Raw genomic sequence first — 20,305 nt, 5'->3', positions numbered from 1 at the left:
GTATTTAAACTTTCATCCTCACCTTAAGAGGCGAGGCTTTCAAACTTTTGTAAAAAAAGTCAGTGAACTTCGTTCCTATATGAATTTACATTTCTTTAGACGTATCAGGAAAACCTATTGACGCTGAAGTGAAATCTCCATATAACTCTCCATATAACTAAGAAACGTGATAAACCTGTGTGAACAGATTTCTATCGAAATAAGGAAGATAGTGTTTTCTTCATTTTAAGTCTAAGTTGTTTGGATGTTCAGCTCTTTACATCTCCTTTTAGCTATTTTAAATGAAGAGCAGTATCATTAAGCTGATAGTTAGAGACCTAACTATTAAAAAGCTTATTAACTAGTTCGGTATAGAACAATCTATGCAATCGAAGTGGTTAGCTCTAACTAATACATCAATAGCAATATTCATGGCATTCGCTAACTATAACATGATAATTATCGCTTTACCTGCAATATTCTCAGGGTTGAACTTCAATCCCGAAAACCCTTCAGCGATAGCTTACCTGATCTGGCTGATACTGGGTTACATGGTTGTGACCTCGACCTTGGTTGTGACCTTCGGAAGAATATCCGATACCTTCGGAAGAGCCAGGCTGTATACTCTGGGTTTCGTGATCTTTACCGTCGCGTCTGCCCTTTTAGCTTCCGTAACAGCCACGGGTAATCAAGGTATACTGGAACTCATAGCGTTTAGGCTTCTTCAGGGCGTAGGAGGAGGGTTTTTGATGGTTAACAGTTCTGCAGTTCTCACGGACTACTTCCCCAGGAACGAGCTCGGGAGAGCTTTGGGACTGAACCAAATAGCTGGTTTAATAGGAGGTATAGTAGGACTAATTCTTGGCGGAGTACTATCCACAATTGATTGGAGGTTCATATTCCTAGTGAACGTCCCAGTGGGAATAGTAGGATCTATCTGGTCTTACTTGACCCTGAAGGACGTGGGAACCAAAAATACAGCGAAAATACACGTACTCGATAACGCGTTATTTGGAGGTTTCCTCACTCTTCTCTTGATATCAGTGACCTACATGCTTGTCCCCTACGGCGGCTCTCAGTTCGGGTTCAGCAATCCCATAGTGATAGCTGGACTCCCAATCTCTCTGATCCTGTTCGGAGCTTTCCTCTATGAGGAGAGACGAATACCCAATCCAATGTTCAACCTTAGCCTCTTCAAGTCCAGGCTATTCTCTGCGTCCGTATCATCTAACATGATAGCGTCGCTTGTAAGGCAAGGGATAACTATCATGCTGATTCTCTTGCTTGAGGGGATATGGCTTCCATTACACGGATATTCGTTCTCTTCAGTTCCGTTCTGGGCTGGGATATTCCTGATACCTAACTTGATTGGGTATGCAATATTCGGTCCGCTCAGCGGTTATCTTTCAGATAGGTTCGGCACGGTGAAATTCGAAGGAATAGGTATGCTCGCTACGGCTATAGGTCTGTTCATGTTGTACATCATGCCCTACGATTTCAATTACCTCTACTTCGCTTCAGCTATCTTCATTATAGGTGCTGGAATGGGAATATTCACTTCACCCAACACTGCAGACATAATGAGGGCTGTTAACCCACAGTACCGCGGAGTAGCCTCGGGAATGAGGGCAGCTCTGGGAAACACCGCGTCCACGTTAAGCGTAAGCATGTACTTCATCATCATAATCAGCGGAATGGCAATAGCTCTGCCCAGTTCATTAGCTAGAGTGGGAATAAACTTCAACTTGCCTGCTGCGGTAGCTCTATTTTCGGCGCTCCTAGGTTACGATCCTTTGACTCCGTTCGCGTCTAAGCTTCCTCCATCTCTAGCAGCTGAAGTGTCACAACCCAGCTTCTTCGCTAACGCTATAGCCCCTGCGTTCATACAAGGTTTTGATGAAGTAATATTAATATCTCTCATTGCTACGATATTAGCAGGTCTAATATCAGTAATCGGTGGTAGAAGTGGAAAATTGGGAATTAATACTAAGAGGATTCAGAGACCTCAGGAGACTTCTACAAAGGGAAGCTGAACAAGTAGGGGTCAGCGTCACCGAGGTACAGATCCTTTACCAGATAATTGACGGTCCGAAGAAAATGGGGGAGATTGCAGACATGGTAGGGATAAGCAAATCTTCAACTACGGAGTTGATAGACAAGATGGAGAGCAAAGGACTCCTTGAAAGAGGCAGAGGAGAAGACAAGAGGATAGTGTTCGTTAAGATAACAGAGAAGGGAATTAGCACTCTGAATGAAACCAGAGCTAGATACAAGTTCTTGATAGAGCAAATCTTGAAAGAAGTGAAAGAAGACGAAGTTTTAATCTTCTTCAAGAAAGTCGAGGAAATACTCGACTCACCTCCAAGGTCAAGCTCACGTTAGAACCCGACTCAAATATTTTTCATATTTCGTCATTATTTATTTTTATATCAGCTATTACTTTATTTTAATGAAGTACACTTAATACTATAAAATATCTACATCTTAAATAATACACTTAGAGGTCAAATGTGTCCATACTACCAAGTATGATTTAACAACTTTTATTAAAGATGATAAAGAAGATATAGTATATGCAAAAAAGAAGTTACAGCAAGTCTATTGAAGTGTTCTACGGAGTTTCATCGCCGATAGTAGAAGACTTGATACATTACCTTATAGATAGTAACTTTGATATTAAAGATCTTCCTCCTGAATTCAGGGCTCGCCCAATTATTGTGACCCCTCATAGGGTAGAAATAGAAATTAAGGGTGGCATAGTAGTAACAATAATAATGAGAAAGAGGTTAGTTAGCTTAATTGTAGAGGAAAGCTCAAGGAAGGGAGAGATTAAGGTAAAGTAAGGAGGGGAGAAGAGAAGTATATAATTCAAAAGAAGAGCCCAAGTTTACTGATACATTTCACTTAATTTTTTTAAAAAGACTTCCCTTGTTAGTCTATGAGACTAGCACGGGACTTATACATTATCTCTTTGATGTTCTCGTTGGCCTTCTTTCTTAGAGGTTCTAACAACATAGTCATTACTACGTTTCCTCTTTTCGTGAAACATTACTTTGACTTTACGACTCCGCAAGTAGGTATACTTGCAGCTTTCATGTCTGGTTCCATGTTCTTCGCGAGCGGAATTGTTAATCCGTATCTTCCTCAAATTAGAAAGCTCCTCGTACGTGTATTCTCAATACTTTACAGCGTAACTCTAATTTCCACCCCTTTTTTAAACGGAGCTACTGTATGGATAGCTTCTGTAGTTGTGGGCTTCGCAGCGGGAATAATTTTCCCTAACGTGATTAGCATGTCCTCTGAGATAGGTGACAGAAGGATCAGGGAAAGGGCTATATCGCTTTACACGGTAGCTCTCTCCCTTAGCCTGGTTGTTGGTCCCTACATAGAATATCTAGTTCTTAAGGCATATCCTTTGAAGGACGTCTTCCTTGTCTTCGCTCCTTTCGGAATAGCGGTATCTATACTCTCATTCTATTTGAAAGTACCGTCCTCTAACCAGACTAAGGTTTCGACTAAGATAGTTAAGAGTATACCTTTCATTCTCGCAGTTATAAATAACACCTCATATGACGTCCCATTTGCGGCTATAACATCTTTCGGGGGTATCCTAGAGGTTTCCAGAGGGATACCTGCAGGTTTAGTAGCTGTATCTTTCGCGGTCTATTTTACGACCTCCTTCTTCTCTAGGCTATTCATGGCATTGAAACCTGTGAAAAGGATATTTTCATTAATATTTATCTCCCTTGTTATCGCTAGTGTAGGTCTATTTTCTCTATCTTTCTCTCAAACGTTTTCAGAGTTCTTAGCCTCAATGGCGATACTCGGAATACCCCACGGACTTACCTATCCAGTTTCCTTGACAGTTCTGAGCAGAGGGTTCTCTAAAGACAACATAACTTCCGCCAACAGTTTGTTCTTCAGCTTAATGTCTATAGTAGCAATAATAACTCCAATAATCGTGGGAGGTGTATCCTTGTTTATCGGGTTAGCTGAGTCCTTCCTGGCCTTAGAGTCCCTGGTAATAATTTCAATAATTGCTATTATAATACTGAAGGAAAGAGCAAGCTACTTATCCTCTTGAAGTTTGTAGGCTCTCTTATATTTTAGCAGAAGTCTTTCCCGTGTTTCTAATTCTTTAAGGGGTTGAGTCCCTCATTAATACATTCTCATGGACTTCCTTATATCTCCTCACAAATTCCCTGTAGCCCTCATCGACGTCAACTACAGGGTAAGGATAGTCTTTACCTATTTTTATACCCAACTTCTCCTGCAGTTCCAGAGGCATCTTATGAGGTTCATGTATATACTCGGCCGGAACACCATCTAGCTCGTCAACCCACTTCTTGATGTAAATTCCCTCAGAGTCATACTCTTTGGACTGTTTCACAATGTTATACCTCCTCAAAGGTCTAGTATCAACTCCTACTCCCGCACTCCATTGCCAATTTGCTGTATTTATTATAAACTCACCGTCAAGGAGGTTCTTCATGAAATGTAACGCTCCTATTCTCCAATCTACTAACATTACCTTAGTAAGGAGAAAGCTGGTCACCAGCCTTAATCTGTTATCCATCCATCCAGTATCGTTTAGTTCCCTCATCGCAGCGTCGACTATTGGTATTCCCGTCTCGCCCTCTTTCCATGCCTCTATAAGCTTCGGGTCATTATCGTATTTAATCTCCTTCCTCACTCCGTTAGTTAATAGTCTGTAGTCAGAAGTGTAAAGCTGAATGTAAAAGTCCCTCCAACATAGTTGTCTCCTCACTCTCTCACTCTTCGTGTTCCAGTAGATGAACCTCTCTGAGACTAGACCTACCTTGATGAAGGGAGAGAGCATGGTCGTGCCCTTATCTTCCATGAAAACTCTCTCCCTGGCACACTCCTCATTAGAACAGGGTACAGTGTAGTCCTCCTTTTCTGGCACAGGATTGTTCCTTCCTTCGAAATTCCCGGACGCCTCAGGGTAAGGTTTCTCCTTAGGAACCTCAGACCACTTCCTGAAGTAGGGGGTGAAGACCTTGTATAAGGGTAGCTCTCCGGGTTCTACCAGGACGTGATCCTTGAAGGTAATACACTGGACTCTTTCACACACATTGGAATCCCTTTTCGTAGCGTAATACCCATAATCCCTGTTAAAGAAAACCGCTGACGCTCCCATGTTCCTCACGAACTTTGGGACCTCCTCCACTGGGTCTCCCCCTTTTATAGTCAGGGGTATCTTCTCCCTGAGGGAGTTGAGGGACTGAAGGTAAAAGAAGGCTCTTCTAGGTGACGTGTCTTCCCTCTCCATTATGTTTCTGTCTATTACAACCAAAGGGTAAATGACGTCACATTGTTGAGTTGCCTCATAAAGCCCTTTGTTATCTACAGTTCTAAGATCTCGTCGGAACCAGTAAACACATTTCACACTTACGACTCTCATGGTGAGGTTAAATCTAAAAGTAAAATTACAGTTAAAATCTGGGAAATTATACGCAGAGAAATCAAAAGTTAATTTCAAGTTAAAGCAACATAAATAGTTTCTAATTCCTGGTATAGAAAAATAAGTCTCGTCCTTAAAAACTTCATTGTAACTTAGACATAATTCTCTTTGAAGTCTCTTTTGGAAGGACCATGAGGGCATTGTTCAGTGCGTTACTCTCTTTGATCTGTGCATCTTGATCCAAGTAAGACTGCGCGTCCATGAGTATCTCCATGAAACGAGAGACCACATCCTCACTAGAATCCGATATTGACGTCAGAACGTATCCGTAAAAGTTCCTGAATTCCTCATCGTTTGCGTTCTTAGACAAATACTTCAGCACTTTAACAAGAGCAGATACAGCATCGTCTCTCTTTATAGATATCAGAGAGTCTACAAAAGAATATATGTCCCTAGCTGGGTCTTGACTTCTCAAAACGTCCAGCACAGCCTTTCCAAGAGTTTCCTGATCCGCCTTTATCATCGAAGATAATGACATATTGAAGAATTAGAAAACTGTTTTAAAAGTGTTTTTGGTGTCTAAATAAAAATCTGGCTTTGATTTATATTTCTGGGTAGAGCGCATTACATATATCTTTGTTGTATAACTTGTAGCACTCCTCCCTTTTCTCTCTCAGGAAGTTCGCAAGGAACTTCTCCGTTTGTTCTTCGTAGTTCACTTCTATCACTTCTATATTACCATGTGAAATCTTTTACTTAAAACCTTTATCTATATAGCGTATAGAGAGAATTGACTGATAAGGATTAAAATATATTCTTACTGAAACGCAATGAAGATGAAAGAATGATTGAGAGAATAGACAGCGGAAATGTATTTCCCTGTGAGGCTCACAACATACACAGAAGATATGAAGTAGGAAAAATCTTACCTTATTAAATATTAATCCTCCTAAGTAGATTTAAGGTTAGAATTAAAATGAACCGTTATAATGGTAATCTTAGGGTTCTTTATTTCGTCCAATCTAGAGTTACCTAAATGGGTTTGCTATTTATATAAGGAACAAGGAGTAAACTAAGGAAAAGTCAAGATTTCCTTTTCCTCATCATTTAGTGAACAAAGCTTTTTAGACATAGGAAAAATATTAACTTTATGATACTTCCTTACCTAGCTCTTTTGGAGAGCATATTTGCGGGAATTAACATAGTTCTAGGAGGAGTTGTGGAAGGCTATGGTTATGGCCTATCACTAGGAACTAAGTGGCCATACACCAGGAACATGATGGAAGTTGCTTCACAGAAGGATCCCGAAGCTCTTCATAGGATAATGGCCACTGTGGTGGGGCTATTATCGCTCTTTTTGCTGATATTTTTCCCTTCACCTTTCACTGAGATAGGCTTCGCCTCAATAGTGGCTACAGCCCTACTAGGGATGGCGACCCTCTATGTCCTCGCCGGGAAATTACCTTCAGTGTTTCAGGGTATACACGACATAGCAGCTTATACAACGTTCGTAACTTACTTCTTGCTTTTCTTACACGGAGAAGGATACTTCAATGTAAACGTGACGAGTTTTCTAATAGAGGCTATAGTTCCACCTCACTTCCTTTACTTCGTAATATTCATGGGAGGAGTTGTGACCGGAACTAGGAGAATGAGGGAAAAGATAGGGGACGTGTTGAGGGTTCACAAGAGAGTAGCTCCCAAGGCTGAGTTCAGTCCTGCCAAGAGACCTGACGACTCTAAGACATTGAAGAGATTGCAGATAGCGTGGGGAATACACGGAATACTTGCGGTAATATTTGTAATAGCAGTAGTGTTACTTCACTACTGGTTTACCTTGGGTACTACACTTGGAGTAATAATAGTTGGGTTATGGGTCTTCAAGTCGATAAACAGGAGCCCTACAAAGCCAGGAGCATCAATAGCTACCCATCAGTTCTTCTCTCTTCTCACAGTAGTCGCTATAATACTGAACAGCTTGGGTCTCCTTCTCTAGAGAGAAGCTACCTCCAACGTAAATTAAAGCATCCTTTTTACCATCGTCAGTCGAGGTGCATCCGCTCATAAATATCGCCGTGTTGTGAAATCATCACACCTAGGGGGGAGTCTATCGATAGGTGGTAATATCTATTGAGTATCTCAGCTATCGCAGTATATATTCCCTCTGTAACCTGAGACCTATTTGATGAAAGGACTGCTGAGACGTTACCCCAAGGTTTACCTTGTATCACCTTACCGATTAGAAACTCTTCCTCGTCTGGCATTACGGACCACTGTCTCTTGGAGTCCCAGAAATATTTCATAACTAACATATGAATTCCATCGGCTGAGGACTCATACGGACTTGTACCTTTTATGAAGGCCAAAACCTTGTCCAGATAGATGGGATCTACGTTAACATCTCGATGCGCTCTCGTTCCCGTTATCAGGATTCTAGCTATCTCTGGACTCATGTTAAAGTACACGTCGTGAAGAGTATTCAGGAGCTTCTCCTTCAGGACGTAAGAAGCAATTCCAACTAGCTTGTATGCCTCCTCAGAGATAGGCTTTATCACTACTACAGGGAAGTCACCCAGTTTCTCGTTCCTCTTCGGAGATACATGGACAGGGATGAAACCGTTCTTGATCCAGAATTTCAGTACCTTTGGATCGCCCATGAAGGATGACCCTACCCAATCGAGTCCTTTGTCCTTGGCTTCATTCACGATCATTCTTAGGATCTCACTTCCTAGACCCTTGTTCTGTAGTTCCTGCACAGTAGCTATCCTGACTACTCTCCATCCCCTTAGCCTGCCGAAATCCTTTATCCTCACGTGTTTTATTACTCTATCAGGTATTAAGTCTCCGTCGAAAGTACCGCCATTAATGGCTAGATCCAACTTCTCTTCATCAAGTCCACCTTCTTCTGATAATTGAACTACTGAAACGTAGTTGCGGGACGAAGATAGGCCTCTCAAGCTGTGATGCACGCCGTCCGCCATTATCATGAGGTCGTCAGGGTTATTCCTATAATGGGCAGTAACCATGATACCATAGGCCTGCCTTAGCCTTGCGTCGTCTGCAAATAGGACTTCCTTAGGTATTTCATCGTAATAGAGGAAATCAAACTCTTCCTCAGAGACTTCCGGTTCTGCATCAAGAAGGAGGGAATCGTATAACCATTTCTCTATTGGGTCTCCCTTTGCGTATCTAAGCGGATGCTCCATGACTATGTTCTTTAGTTTCAAGTTCCTGTTCTCAGCCATCCTCTTTAAATATTTAGAGAACGCCTTGCTGGAGCCTTCATATCCATGAACTGTAGTGATCATAATTGTCTTCTTCCACGTCCTCGTTATCATGTCTATGTAGGCAATCCCTAGCGAAGCTGCCTCATCAACTATCAAGATATCTCCGTCCTCAGAATATGCAGCGTCGGGGGGTATGTAGGATACCTTGATGTATTCCGTGTTGATAGAAGAAATCATGTTAGAGTTCTTCTTCAGTGAGTACTCAATCCCCAGGTTCTCAAGCCCTCTCACCATGAACTCGAATATTTGGGACGACCCGTAAATTGTTGGAGAGGTAACGAATACCTTTAAGCTCCTCTTCCTCTCTTCTGAAGCCAAGGAAGCTAGAAAGAGACCTACTACAGCGCTCTTTCCCCTACCGCGAGGGGCAGTTATCGACACAGACCTCTTCCCCGAGCTCATTATGAAGTAAAGGCCCTCCAGAGCGAGTCCCTGATCAATGGTTTTACATAACTCGTGGATGTCCTGTGCTGCGTTCTTAGCCTCAACCTTCCTTTCTGGGTCTTCGTCCAGTCTCCCCTTGAACGGAAGAGCTAAGTAACTATCACCATCTACTAGAAATATGCCTTCATGTTCCCTCAGCTTCCTCAGGAAACGATCCTCGTAAAGAGACGACACTTTCCCGTTTCTGAGAATCGTGTTCCTGAACAGCTTATTTCCTTTCAAGTCGTCAGTGTAGAGTATTACAAGACCTCCTCCCCTGCAAAGTTCCACCATTCTACCTATGTTATTGGGCTGAAAATTGTCCATTAAGTCCATGATCACTACATCGTAGGAGTTGCCCATGAACCACTCCGCGTTGGAATAATCCGCATCCTCGAAGCGGTACTCCTCTAGATCTTCCCTCAATTTCCTCATCCTTTCCTTAGCTTCCTTTATCCAAGGATGAAAGCCGTATATTATAGAGGGATTCTCATTTATTTCCAGATATAGTTTTATTATTTCTTTTACTACATCAAATGAGTCGTTCCTCTGAATGAAAACCAAGTTCCTGTAATTACGTTCTATTCCGTCTTTGATAGAAGAGGAGAGAATGCGCAGAAACTCATCCTTATCCATAGGCTTCTTTTATGGTCAGGGCTTAAAACTTAATCATCTACATATGGTCTTGATCAGTGGAGTCCTACACTCTTAGCCGAAATTTTTACAGGACATAGTCTTACGCTAATGAAGCTTCCTTCTTCATGATCGCTATTTCTTCTTTACTTAGTTGCACTTTAACAAGGGATTTCTCCTTCATTGAATCGTCCAGAAATACAACGTTAACATGTTTGTTGTTTACGATCTTCTCAATGAATTTCCTATCCGCGGTGTATTCCACCGTGAGAGGAGATTCTGGATGATCATAAATTACGTGCCTTATTAAAATGTCCTGTGCCGATCTGTCTATCTCCGTCACTGAACTTGCGTCGCTTTTCAAGGGAAAATCGTTTGATTTACACAAAACAATTCCATCGCGGAAAGCCAAACAGCTGCTCTCTTTAAGGTTACTCTTTATGTCCTCCGGGATATCCATTTCTATCACACATTTCGAAGATTTTACCTATCCTTTCTTTATTTCTAAATAAAAATAACCCTAATTATAGTCTTTATATATCAGGCTCTCCTTGTCTACATTAGAAATTTCAGATACTGGTAAGACAGTATTTCATGTCAATAGCCATTCTCGTGCTCGACATCCAGTTAGACGCGGTAAGCGACACATAATATATGCTCGTTTCACCTTGATCGTTATATCACACACTCTTTTTATTGCCATGGCATAAAAAGATTGGTATGCCTTCCGCTGTAGGTAGAAAAGTGATTGCGACACAGAATTACATAGCCTCTCATGTAGGATCAAAGGTCTTGGAAAACGGTGGTAATGCTTTCGACGCAGTGTTGGCCGCGAGCGCAGTCCTATCTGTCGTAATGCCACATACGAGTGGGCTTGGAGGAGATGGGTTCTTGATGGCTAAAACTGCTGAAGGTGTGATAGTTTATAACGCTTCTAGTATAGCACCGAGAGGACTCACAGTTGAGAAAGTTCCAAGCGATAAGTCTCCCTTTTCAGTGTTGGTCCCTGGTCTAGTTGACTTATGGGATTTCACTTTCTCTAATTTCGCTTCGGAGCCTTTGGATGAGTTGCTTAAACCTGCGATAAAATTGGCAGAAAACGGTTTCTTCATAAGCAGGAGCTTACATCACGCAATAGTCTCTTCATCTAGGATGAGCCAGGAATGGGATTCAATTTATAGCGGGAAAAGGTTCGGTGACGAGCTGAAGCTGAGGAGGATGGCCAAAGTCCTCAAGGAAGTGTCCAAGGAACCTAGGTCGTTCTACGAGGGGAGAATAACAGATGAAATCACGAATGGGCTCGCTAAAAAGGGTGTCCCAGTGGACTCCTCGGACTTCTCTTCATTCCACGGAGAGGTAGTCCAACCACTAAAGATGCCTTACAAGGGATATGACCTATACGAAATACCGCCTAACTCACAAGGGCTGACAACACTGGAGCTACTCAAGATGATAGAGCTAGCAGGGATCAACTCAATGCCCTTCAACGATGTGAGAAGGGTAAACGAACACCTCAGGCTGAGTGCATTAGCTTACGACGATAGAAATAAGTTGGTCGCTGATCCGCGTTTCTTTACCTTACCTGATGGAGTTTTAGATAACAACTACCTGACAAGGAAGCTCATTGAATACGGTATAGACGTGAAAGTCAGAGACGTAGGCGACACTACATTTCTAGTTGCTTCAGATGGTGAGAACGACGTCGGGTTAGTACAGAGTTTGTTCTATCCTTTCGGGTCAGGTATAGTAGTAGACGACATCACGTTCAACAATAGGGGAGCTGGATTCACAGAGGGTATCAATGCTCCTCAACCTAGAAAGAGACCTCTACACACACTGTCTATACTTATGGCTGAGAACGAGAACGAAAGGCTATTAATAGGTTGTGCTGGAGGAGACCTCAGACCTCAAATACACTCTCAAGTACTGGAATACTACGTAGATTATAACATGGAGATAGACGAGGCTGTCTCTGCGCCCAGGTTTATGTATCTAGGAAGCAAAGTGATAGCAGAGAAGAGGCTTGGAATTCCTGCAACACAGACCGACTACATGTCCCCTGAAGTCGGGATAGTTCAAGCCATGAAAGTCAGCAAAAAAGACGGGAAAAGGATAGGAGTCGCAGACCCACGCGGAGAAGGTATAGCTTTACCCGTCTAATCGTTTACATCGTCTATGTCTATCTTGAGCGAGACTTCCTTTGCTGCGAGGAGTAAGGCTCCGAAGGCTGCGTTTACCTTAGATTTCACGGCTCTTACATTACAGTTCTCCAAGAAACTTCTAAAATAATTAAAATAGATGCAGGACTCAAACATCCCTCCCTTTAGATAGACCAGATTGACACCCAGTCGCTTGCTCATCTGTGATGAGCTGATTGCGAGTTCTTCAGCGTTTCTCTTGAGTATTGTGTTGGCTATTTCGTCTCCGTCCCTAGCAGCATTGTGGACCACAACCGCAAGTGATGCTATCTCCTTAACTCTATGACCTTCATGATAACTCCATTTAACTATGTCATCGACGTCATTCGCGTTGATCTGCTTCAACGTCATTTCAAGTAGAGCAGTCTTTGGTAATCTGCCGTCTATCATTTTCACTACTGTCCTCAGCAAATCTCTACCTATTTGATATGCTGAGCCTTCGTCGGAGAGTAGCCACCCTAGACCCCCATATCTTAGCTTGTTCTGCCCGTCGAAACCTACTATTACACTACCAGTTCCAGCTATCACTATGATCCCTGGCTTCCCCTTCGTTTCACCGTACAGAGCCACGAACCCGTCGTGGTCTATTATAGTCCTTTTCCCCGCATTCCTCAACTCGACCCTCATGACGTCGTAGTCATACCTAGAGTCCATTCCTGCCAGTCCTATGTAAACCACGTCTGGAACTCTCCCTCTGGAAGCTTTCTTCACTGCTGTCATAACGTTAGCTACAGCCTCTGCTACACCTACGTTGTGAAAGTTCCCTGGTCCAGCTTCCGCTGACACAGTCTCATTGCTTTCAGTATCGTAAGCTATAGCCTCGGTAGTCGTCCCTCCTCCATCTACACCTACGAGGATCATATGATATAATTATACAACCAAGATATTTTAAAGTTCCTTGTAAGCATATGTAAACGAGTCAAAGTAGCTATCAGGATCACCAACGTTTAGCCATTTCTCTTTATCTAGAGACAAAGCGATCACCTTCTTCCCTTTCTCTACCATGTTCTTTATTCCGAAGGTAAGCTCGAGTTCTTGATCCTGGTTTACCTTGACTTCCTTCAGAGCGGAGAAGATTGATGGCCTAAAGATGTAAACTGCTGCAATAGCTAAGTTAGACTTAGGCTCCTTAGGCTTTTCTTCCACTCCATTCACGTGATAAAGTTTGTGACCCATGAAGTCTTCTACTTCCGATTCTTCGAACTGAATTATCCCGTACCTGTACGGGTTCTTCACTTGTCTCACAAAGAGTGCTGCGTCTGCGTTTTTTTCAAGGAATGCTCTTGATAAGACATCGTAACCGGATGTCAAAACTCCGTCATCGGCGTGGACGAAGAAAGGAGACTGGTCCGCAAAGTCTTCAGCCTTCAGCACTGCGTCTCCAAAGCCTTTAGCCTCGTTCTGGAAGACGAAAGTCGGACCTCTATCGAAAAGGTATTCCATCAATATCCTTCCTTGCATTTTCCCTACAACTACGCAGAACTTACTAACCCCGACTTCCTCCACACTCTTCATGATTAGATCTATAACTGGCTTGGCGACCTTCTTACCGTCAATTCCGTCCTTAACTAGCAAGGGTAATAGACACTTTGGAAGAACCGAAGTTATATACTTCATCCTTGTTCCTTTTCCAGCAGATGTTATTACGGCCTTTTCTATTCTCTCCACAAATATAGGTTTCTTACAGCCAATAAAAGATGTTGGGTTTAACTTATATTTATATACAGAAAAATAGTTATACTATATTGAATTTTATTAACATAAACGTAACTTGAATCTCTGTTGTTAGAACTAGTGAGAAACATTTTCATCTATGATGTTTCTCTTCAATTTCATTAACATCCTGACTAGCCATATCCTCTACTTCTGCTATTAGGAAACCTATTATTATCCATGCAAAGAATACATATACTATCGAGTAAGAAGTATATATTATTGAAAAGACAAGGTCGTATATTGTGAATAGGGCTCCTCCTATGGCTAACGAGATTTCTACCCTCCTCTTATTAGCTCTCTTGAGGGAGATCTTGAACAGTGACGAGTCTGCAGCCAAATGGATAAATAAGTTAGCTAGTAGAGCTACAGAGCTCACTACTACGAACGCTTCGAACGCAGTTACAAGGGAGAGAAGAGAGATTAGAGTAACTCCAGCATACAAAAGAATAGTCAAGAGGACTGCATTAGTTGGCTTTGAACCTTGTAGTTTTCCCAATTTGTCGGGTAGAAGGCCCGTAGATGCCATTGCAAAAATAGTTCTGGACGTGGCTATCATGAAAGATAGAGTTGCCAACACTGAATCATTTATTGCGCCAAAGAGTACAAAAATAAAAGTAATAATCCCGAATCTATCTCTAATTAAATCAACTATATTTACATTGCTAGGATTTAAGCCAAAGAAAAATATATGGTCTGCAATGGTATAGACGTCAAAAGCTGCCAGAAGTCCGCCTAGAAGAATTACGGTCACTATTGCCCTACTCACTGTCTTCTTTGGGTCCTTCACTTCTCCCGAGTTTGGTGTAATTGAACCGTAACCTGTTGGAATTGATGAACCGAAGAGTATTGCTAAAGCTATATCTCCAGCTGAGGGGATCTTAGAAAATGGGTTATAGAACCTGAAACCGGTAGACTTCAGGAACAATATAGCTAGGACTGTCATAAGGGAAATCTCCACTATACTAGCGAACATAGCATACTTAGAAGAAGGCCTTATTCCGCTTACCACAAGGAGAGAACCAACTCCTAAAACTGCCAATATAACTATCCAGGGCGAAATGCCGAGAATTGTGGAAAACACGTAGCCAGCTCCTAGAATGTATGCCGCTCCATATCCTACAGAGTATAGCAAATAGACCCATCCTGTTTCAAAACCTAACCTTCTAGTTAGAGAATAGAATGCATATGTATAGTACCCTCCAGCCTTAGTGAACCTCTTTGAAAGCTCATATACCGCCATACCGTTAGCGAGTACCAAAATTGTACCTAGAATGATAGCTATTGGACCGAAAAGTCCTGCTAGTGTCACTGCCTCTGCCCCATATAGTATTATGCTTAAGAAAGGCGACTGACCTCCAAGGGAAAGGAATACCAGATCCTTGAACCCAATTTCCCTTTTCAACTCCTTAGAGGATTGTTGCTGATGTTCTCTGCTCTCTTTATTTGACATACGGAAGAATCTGTTATCTTGTCTTGTATTAAAGTTTCTCTACCTTCTTTTTACTCGTTTCCGTTCCACCTCCGGATACAAGGTTCTCCTCCACCTTTGTCTTGTCCTGACGGATAACGAACCTATCCACTAAATAGATCACCGAAACGGCAACGAAAACGTCCATGACAGGGGAGAAGTCTGTTACGTAAAAGCTGAACAAGGTATGGTTTCCCAGGAAATATACCATGAGGAAACCAAGCCACTCCGTCCATGCCCACATGCTAGTGAAGATCAGGTTCTTCTCCTTAGCGAGTATAACTAAAACCGTTAGAATAGGCCATAATATCATTATGAATGGGTTAGTTGTAGCGTAGAAGTGAAACCCCATCCAGAAGGGATGTATATTCAGAAACCATCCCCAGGGGGTAGATATCTGAGAGACGTCGGCTAGACTGATATGTCCATTGGTGATATCCCATGATGCCCTATCCAGAAATGTACCCTTAAGCCATTTAATTATGCCACCATAATACGCAATAATCGGTATTGAGGCAGTTGCAAAGGTGAGGATGGGAACGCCCAACCCGTAAATTGACCTATCCACAGGACTACGCTTTATTTCTCCTACATAATACAAGAAAGGAATAACCAAGAGGTAAGCCGGCTCTTTCGATGCCATCGCCAGGCCAAGGGAAATCGCAGCCAACAACAACCTCTTTTTCAGTAGAAAATAAAGCGACAGAATCCCAAAGAACGATACATAAACTTCCAGCATAGCTACCCCATGGAGCAACCAGAAATTAGGGTCTAGCGCAACTAAAAGCGTAGAGACTATACCCCCCAGGTACGCCTTTGTTCCCTGATTTCCCAGTAGATATTTCCCGAGAAAGAAAGCTACTACTAAGGTTAAGTCTCCTAGAACCCAACTCCATATCCTCCAAGCGAAAGGTTGGTATCCGAACATCATGATAGTAGTTGCCATGAAGTACTTCGCAAGAGGAGGATGGCAAGTGTTCACGTATGTTTGTATTCCCTGCTCATTGGAATAAGGGAAATACATAGGAGGAGTGACGTGGAATATGATCTTGAGAATGTTATATGCAGCAGTAGGGTACCAAACTTCGTCCCCTATGTAGGCATTTACAAAGGCATAAGTCATCACAGTGAAATAAGTATATACCGCAACTATAATTGCAAGTAGGCTATAAGAAAACAATTTTATAGGGCAGACTTTCCCAAAACGCATTGTATTAAGATAGCTCCAATTCTTTTAAAATTTGTCCAATGTCTGCATTCTCATGAACTAGCCTTGCTATAGACTTGGCCATGGCCTCGGGGTCTTTAGATTGCCACAAATTCCTTCCTACAGTGATACCCTTAGCTCCCGCACTTAAGGCTTCCTTCAACATCGATAAGAACTCAGAGTCGTTAGACGTCTTAGGTCCTCCCCTGATGAGGATAGGCGAGAACGCTACTTTCACCACTTCAGAGAAGTTCTTCCCTGTGTAATCAACTTTCAGTATGTCTGCCCCCAGCTCTGAGGCTAGTCTGGTGACGTACTTCACCATTTCAACTTCCTTAACTGAATCGGGGTTTCCTCTAACGACATAAAGAGGTTCAACTATAAAGGGAATCCCGAAATCTTCAGCGTCGACCCTGATCGAAGCTAAGGACTCTAGGTTGTAACCTTCAACTTGGTCAGAGTCGTACCCTACGACCAGGTAAGTTACCACAGCGTCGGCTCCGGCCTTGATAGCATCCTTAACTGTAAAGAGTTGCGAGTAATATCCCTCCTTGTGCTCTAGATACTTATCCCTCCATACATTTGCTGTGTCCAACCTAGCTATCAACATAGGAGAAGAGCGAGAGAAGAAGTTCTCCTTTACTATTTTAACCATAGGAGGGCTCATCTGAAGGGCGTCAGCGCTCCTTAGCTTAGGAACTACCTCGGCTGGAGACTCTAAACCTTTCATAGGACCCATGACCAATCCGTGATCTAATGCTACTACGAATGCCCTCTCATTTTGAAATAGTCTTTTCAGCCTGATTTCAAGACCTGACATGCGTTTCATTACTTCAGCGATCTTATAAATCCTCTTGCATTCCGCAGAAGTAGCCTGAAGTATGGGTTCGCCATGTTCAATGCCGTGAAGATTGCAATGACAACTATCGCATACAAGAACATGTCTACGTAAGACTTGGTGAACATGAAGAAGCTCAACGGTATTCCCACGAAAGATATCACTATAGGTATTAGCATGTCAAGTGATAGCTTGAAGTTGTACAAAGATCTGGAGGAGGAATATGAAGTGAAGAGCATTGAAAGCGAGTTCACTAATAATCCTACTGACATAGCTATAGCAACGATGTAAGGTGGGTCATTTTTAGTTACCTCCATGAGAAACACCGAGATGACCACCCCAATGAAGGAAAGGAACAAGTTATACCTTGTGAGCTTCGCTACTTTCCCCTTCAGCTCTCCTTCGCTTCCATAAGCTAAGGTTTCGTCCTTCATCAGTATACTTTGGTAGAATATTGAGTATACTCCTCTCAGAAGATTTGAGAACGCGATCACGTAAAGTGCAAATACGGAGTTAACGTAATCAGGCCTAAGTTTAAAAAGGACGTCCTTTCCTTCAGCGAATATCAGGATCAAGAAGAGCCCAGAGGCAATGGAGAAAAGTCTCAATGAGGTCTCTAAAACTTTAGGATCCTTAGTCTCTGACAGTTTCTTGATGAGCCCAGTTTGAGTTGCTTGAGACCATGTAATCACGTTAGCTAGAACGAAAGCGGATTCAAAGTATGACACTGTCACCGTATTTCCGGTTATCGCTACAACTATCCAAACCAGGCTTGCCTCAATCATGTTTTGAAGGTAATAAACCGCTATTGGAAGGGACTTCCTCACAGCTGCAGTCGCTATTTTCAAATCTACCTTTAGATTAGACCTAACCGAGAACACGTTCAGAAGTATTTGGGCCATATAACCTAGATCGTATGCCAGAATGGCAGCTGTTATGGACAAATTGAAGACGAACATTAGCACAATTGCTGAAGATAGTCTCACTACCTGAAAAACCGCAGTGATCTCCCCTACTCTCCTGGGAGACCTACCCAGCACCATCGCGTTAGATATCCTGTATATATAGTAAATTAGAATTAAAGAGATTGAAATATAAAAATATTCCGGATAATTATATTTAGACGCATAGACAAAATAAGGTATGAGTAGCAGGAAAATCATGGAAGAGATGAGACCGGATACGCCGTTGAGGATGAGGAGACCCCCTACGGGTCTTCCTTCTGAGGAATATCTAGACGTGAGGAGTGAAAACATGTCCGCAGGGATCGTGAAATACCCTATTATCAACGTGAAAATGTATTGCCATGTTCCGAATACTTCTAAACCATAGGGAGGATTAGAGAGGTATTTCACAACGAGCAAAGAGAAGGCGAACGAGAGCGGAGCTATGACGAGCTTTATTAGCAGATTATAGATCCCTACCCTCACTAGCCCTACATCAGATTTCTCCATAAATTCACCTGCAAAAGAGGAAATGTTCGATTTTTCTCATGAAAAGTGTAGAGTCCATCTGAGTTGAGACCTCTATCTTTTTGAAGGAAGTAGGTTCAACGTAATCTAAACCGATGCATTCTTCCGATTTAACGATGAAGTTTAGAGTTTCGGCGAACTTCTCTTTCCTATTTTTAGAAACATGTTCGATGATTTCATACCACTCCAAAGGTAACCTGACAGTTGGCATTCAAAATTAGGTTTATGTGGTACTTTAAAAATCCTCTCAAGTAATTCGCTAAATTCTGGTACAAGATAACAAAACTCAAAGAAGGCCGTTCACGTACAATTGATAATTCAGTTCTTTTAAAGAAATATATAACGAATCTAATTTATCAGTACCACGTTAAATAGGGTATGTGGGTAAACTCTTAATATTTTACTTTATTTTTGATAGATATACACATGATTACAATCACCGGAGGAGTCCTAAGACTCTAGCTGGGACGAGGCTTTTCATCCTGCTATAGATACATCCTGCTATCGATATATGTATCCATATACGCCTTGCTGTAGAATTCTTTAAAAAAGAGATCTAAAAATATATTATGTTATCCTGTCTTCCTGCCCTCATCATTTTCTGTATTTCTTGATTGCAAATGCTAAAATTATAAGAATTACGACTACACTTATTGCGATGTACTCCTTGTATTTGTCAAAAAAGGAAGGATGATAGGGATGCCCTCCCCAGCTAGTTATGACTGATTCTAGCTGGGAAGCTAACTGAGGGTCTTTTATTATAATTCCTAACTCCCTATTTTGAGACAAAGACGTGGAATCTAGATTAACCGAACCTACATAGACGTAATCGCCTACGACTATCACCTTTGCCACCATGTCTTTAACTTGGGAGAATCCAAACTGAGATGCTGCCTCGCTGTCCTCCGAGTACGTGGCCACTACTCCCACGATGGTGTTGTGAGATGAAATCTCGGAAAACAGGTCAGAGCTGGGGTAGAGCTCTTCCATCGCTATATAAAGCGTCCCGGGTTGCGACAGCAGAGTCGAAATGTAGTTATCACTGTTTATTGGAGATACTACGACACCAGGATAGTTCACGGAGTTAGTTGGAATGTTCCTATAATCGTTCAATATTATCGTAGCGTAAACCCTAGCTATGGTAGAGTTCTGAACCACTAAGTCTATGCTTTTATCTATGTTGAACCCGTAATAAGTTGGGTTCATGGATCCCAGTATCACCGTGGAGTTGTCAATCACGAAAACCTTTGAATGGACATATGTGAAGTTGTACTGGAATCTCACGTGAACTCCAGAGGAGTTTAGACGGGAGACACATTCGTTCTCGTCGGACGGAATCCCTCCGTAGACATGACCTGATAGAACTAGGTAGACCTGAACTCCATGTTTAGCCAGGTTAGCAAGATCATTAGTAACCTCAGTACAAGTAATCTCGTAAGCTTCAACGTAAACAGCATGCTTGGCTTGAGTTAATAATGTCTCTATGTAAGAGGAGTTATCAGGCCCCACGATCAGCTTCACCTGAGAGGGATTCACGCTAACGTACCAATTACTTCCTGCTGATGATGCGTGAAATGGGACTATAGTAATTAGCATGGCAAGTAAAATGACCAATCCGAATCCTCGGTCTATCATAAGCTACTCGTGATATTACTATAT

18 protein-coding genes are annotated in these 20,305 nt (G+C 42.2%); 6 read left to right on the top strand and 12 right to left on the bottom strand.

The window, feature by feature from the left end; translation table 11 throughout:
* Positions 1-362: 362 nt before the first annotated feature.
* The 4 genes from IC007_RS09660 to IC007_RS09645 all read left to right on the top strand — a co-directional run bounded on the left by IC007_RS09660 (position 363) and on the right by IC007_RS09645 (position 4,063).
* Positions 363-2,012 (top strand): MFS transporter, encoded by a 1,650-nt coding sequence (locus tag IC007_RS09660; RefSeq protein ID WP_054846006.1) that lies wholly within the window; start codon positions 363-365, stop codon positions 2,010-2,012.
* A complete protein-coding gene (locus IC007_RS09655; protein ID WP_162204988.1) occupies positions 1,945-2,361 on the top strand; it encodes a MarR family winged helix-turn-helix transcriptional regulator in 417 nt (138 codons plus the stop codon). Before IC007_RS09660 ends, IC007_RS09655 begins: the two co-directional genes overlap by 68 nt.
* A 191-nt stretch (positions 2,362-2,552) precedes the next feature.
* Entirely contained in the window at positions 2,553-2,822 is a 270-nt protein-coding gene (locus tag IC007_RS09650; protein ID WP_149528676.1) for a hypothetical protein, read from the top strand.
* Between the two features lie 95 nt (positions 2,823-2,917).
* Entirely contained in the window at positions 2,918-4,063 is a 1,146-nt protein-coding gene (locus IC007_RS09645; protein ID WP_084739758.1) for an MFS transporter, read from the top strand.
* A 54-nt stretch (positions 4,064-4,117) separates the two neighbouring features.
* Here IC007_RS09645 and IC007_RS09640 read toward each other — a convergent pair whose 3' ends face one another.
* Positions 4,118-5,404 carry a cryptochrome/photolyase family protein gene (locus tag IC007_RS09640; RefSeq protein ID WP_162204987.1) on the bottom strand — a complete coding sequence of 429 codons (1,287 nt, stop codon included), beginning with the start codon at positions 5,402-5,404 and terminating at the stop codon, positions 4,118-4,120.
* Between the two features lie 142 nt (positions 5,405-5,546).
* Positions 5,547-5,942 (bottom strand): hypothetical protein, encoded by a 396-nt coding sequence (locus tag IC007_RS09635; RefSeq protein WP_054846002.1) that lies wholly within the window; start codon positions 5,940-5,942, stop codon positions 5,547-5,549.
* Positions 5,943-6,554: 612 nt separating this feature from the next.
* On the opposite strand from IC007_RS09635, the gene IC007_RS09630 reads away from it, so the two are divergent.
* Entirely contained in the window at positions 6,555-7,400 is an 846-nt protein-coding gene (locus tag IC007_RS09630) for a hypothetical protein (RefSeq protein ID WP_054846001.1), read from the top strand.
* Positions 7,401-7,446: 46 nt separating this feature from the next.
* Here IC007_RS09630 and IC007_RS09625 read toward each other — a convergent pair whose 3' ends face one another.
* Both IC007_RS09625 and IC007_RS09620 read right to left on the bottom strand, forming a co-directional pair.
* Positions 7,447-9,750 carry a tRNA(Met) cytidine acetyltransferase TmcA gene (locus IC007_RS09625; protein WP_149528675.1) on the bottom strand — a complete coding sequence of 768 codons (2,304 nt, stop codon included), beginning with the start codon at positions 9,748-9,750 and terminating at the stop codon, positions 7,447-7,449.
* A gap of 100 nt (positions 9,751-9,850) precedes the next feature.
* Positions 9,851-10,216 carry a hypothetical protein gene (locus tag IC007_RS09620; protein ID WP_054845999.1) on the bottom strand — a complete coding sequence of 122 codons (366 nt, stop codon included), beginning with the start codon at positions 10,214-10,216 and terminating at the stop codon, positions 9,851-9,853.
* Between the two features lie 251 nt (positions 10,217-10,467).
* On the opposite strand from IC007_RS09620, the gene IC007_RS09615 reads away from it, so the two are divergent.
* Positions 10,468-11,907: a gamma-glutamyltransferase family protein gene (locus IC007_RS09615; protein ID WP_054845998.1), complete on the top strand. Its 1,440-nt coding sequence runs from the start codon at positions 10,468-10,470 to the stop codon at positions 11,905-11,907.
* On the opposite strand, the gene IC007_RS09610 is transcribed toward IC007_RS09615, so the two are convergent.
* The 8 genes from IC007_RS09610 to IC007_RS09575 all read right to left on the bottom strand — a co-directional run bounded on the left by IC007_RS09610 (position 11,904) and on the right by IC007_RS09575 (position 20,281).
* Positions 11,904-12,806 carry a BadF/BadG/BcrA/BcrD ATPase family protein gene (locus IC007_RS09610; protein WP_054845997.1) on the bottom strand — a complete coding sequence of 301 codons (903 nt, stop codon included), beginning with the start codon at positions 12,804-12,806 and terminating at the stop codon, positions 11,904-11,906. The genes IC007_RS09615 and IC007_RS09610 overlap by 4 nt on opposite strands.
* 27 nt (positions 12,807-12,833) lie before the next feature.
* On the bottom strand, positions 12,834-13,613 hold the full coding sequence (locus IC007_RS09605; protein WP_256202589.1) for a nucleotidyltransferase family protein: 780 nt from the start codon (positions 13,611-13,613) through the stop codon (positions 12,834-12,836).
* Positions 13,614-13,752: 139 nt separating this feature from the next.
* Positions 13,753-15,111 carry an APC family permease gene (locus IC007_RS09600; RefSeq protein WP_149528674.1) on the bottom strand — a complete coding sequence of 453 codons (1,359 nt, stop codon included), beginning with the start codon at positions 15,109-15,111 and terminating at the stop codon, positions 13,753-13,755.
* 28 nt (positions 15,112-15,139) lie between these two features.
* Entirely contained in the window at positions 15,140-16,339 is a 1,200-nt protein-coding gene (locus IC007_RS09595; protein ID WP_149528673.1) for a glycosyltransferase family 39 protein, read from the bottom strand.
* A gap of 4 nt (positions 16,340-16,343) precedes the next feature.
* On the bottom strand, positions 16,344-17,156 hold the full coding sequence (locus tag IC007_RS09590) for a class I fructose-bisphosphate aldolase (protein ID WP_149528672.1): 813 nt from the start codon (positions 17,154-17,156) through the stop codon (positions 16,344-16,346).
* Positions 17,157-17,164: 8 nt separating this feature from the next.
* Positions 17,165-18,628, bottom strand: a complete 1,464-nt coding sequence (locus tag IC007_RS09585; RefSeq protein WP_054845996.1) for an MATE family efflux transporter — start codon at positions 18,626-18,628, stop codon at positions 17,165-17,167.
* A 4-nt stretch (positions 18,629-18,632) separates the two neighbouring features.
* The gene (locus tag IC007_RS09580; protein WP_054845995.1) at positions 18,633-18,857 is read right to left on the bottom strand and encodes a hypothetical protein; all 225 of its coding nucleotides are present in this window, start codon (positions 18,855-18,857) and stop codon (positions 18,633-18,635) included.
* Between the two features lie 383 nt (positions 18,858-19,240).
* Entirely contained in the window at positions 19,241-20,281 is a 1,041-nt protein-coding gene (locus IC007_RS09575) for a phospholipase D-like domain-containing protein (RefSeq protein ID WP_149528671.1), read from the bottom strand.
* Between the last annotated feature and the right edge of the window lie 24 nt (positions 20,282-20,305).

It is taken from the genome of Sulfuracidifex tepidarius (assembly GCF_008326425.1).
Lineage (GTDB): Archaea > Thermoproteota > Thermoprotei_A > Sulfolobales > Sulfolobaceae > Sulfuracidifex > Sulfuracidifex tepidarius.
The sequence above is the reverse complement of the archived record's forward strand: the minus strand, read 5'-3'. Positions and strand labels throughout refer to the sequence as shown.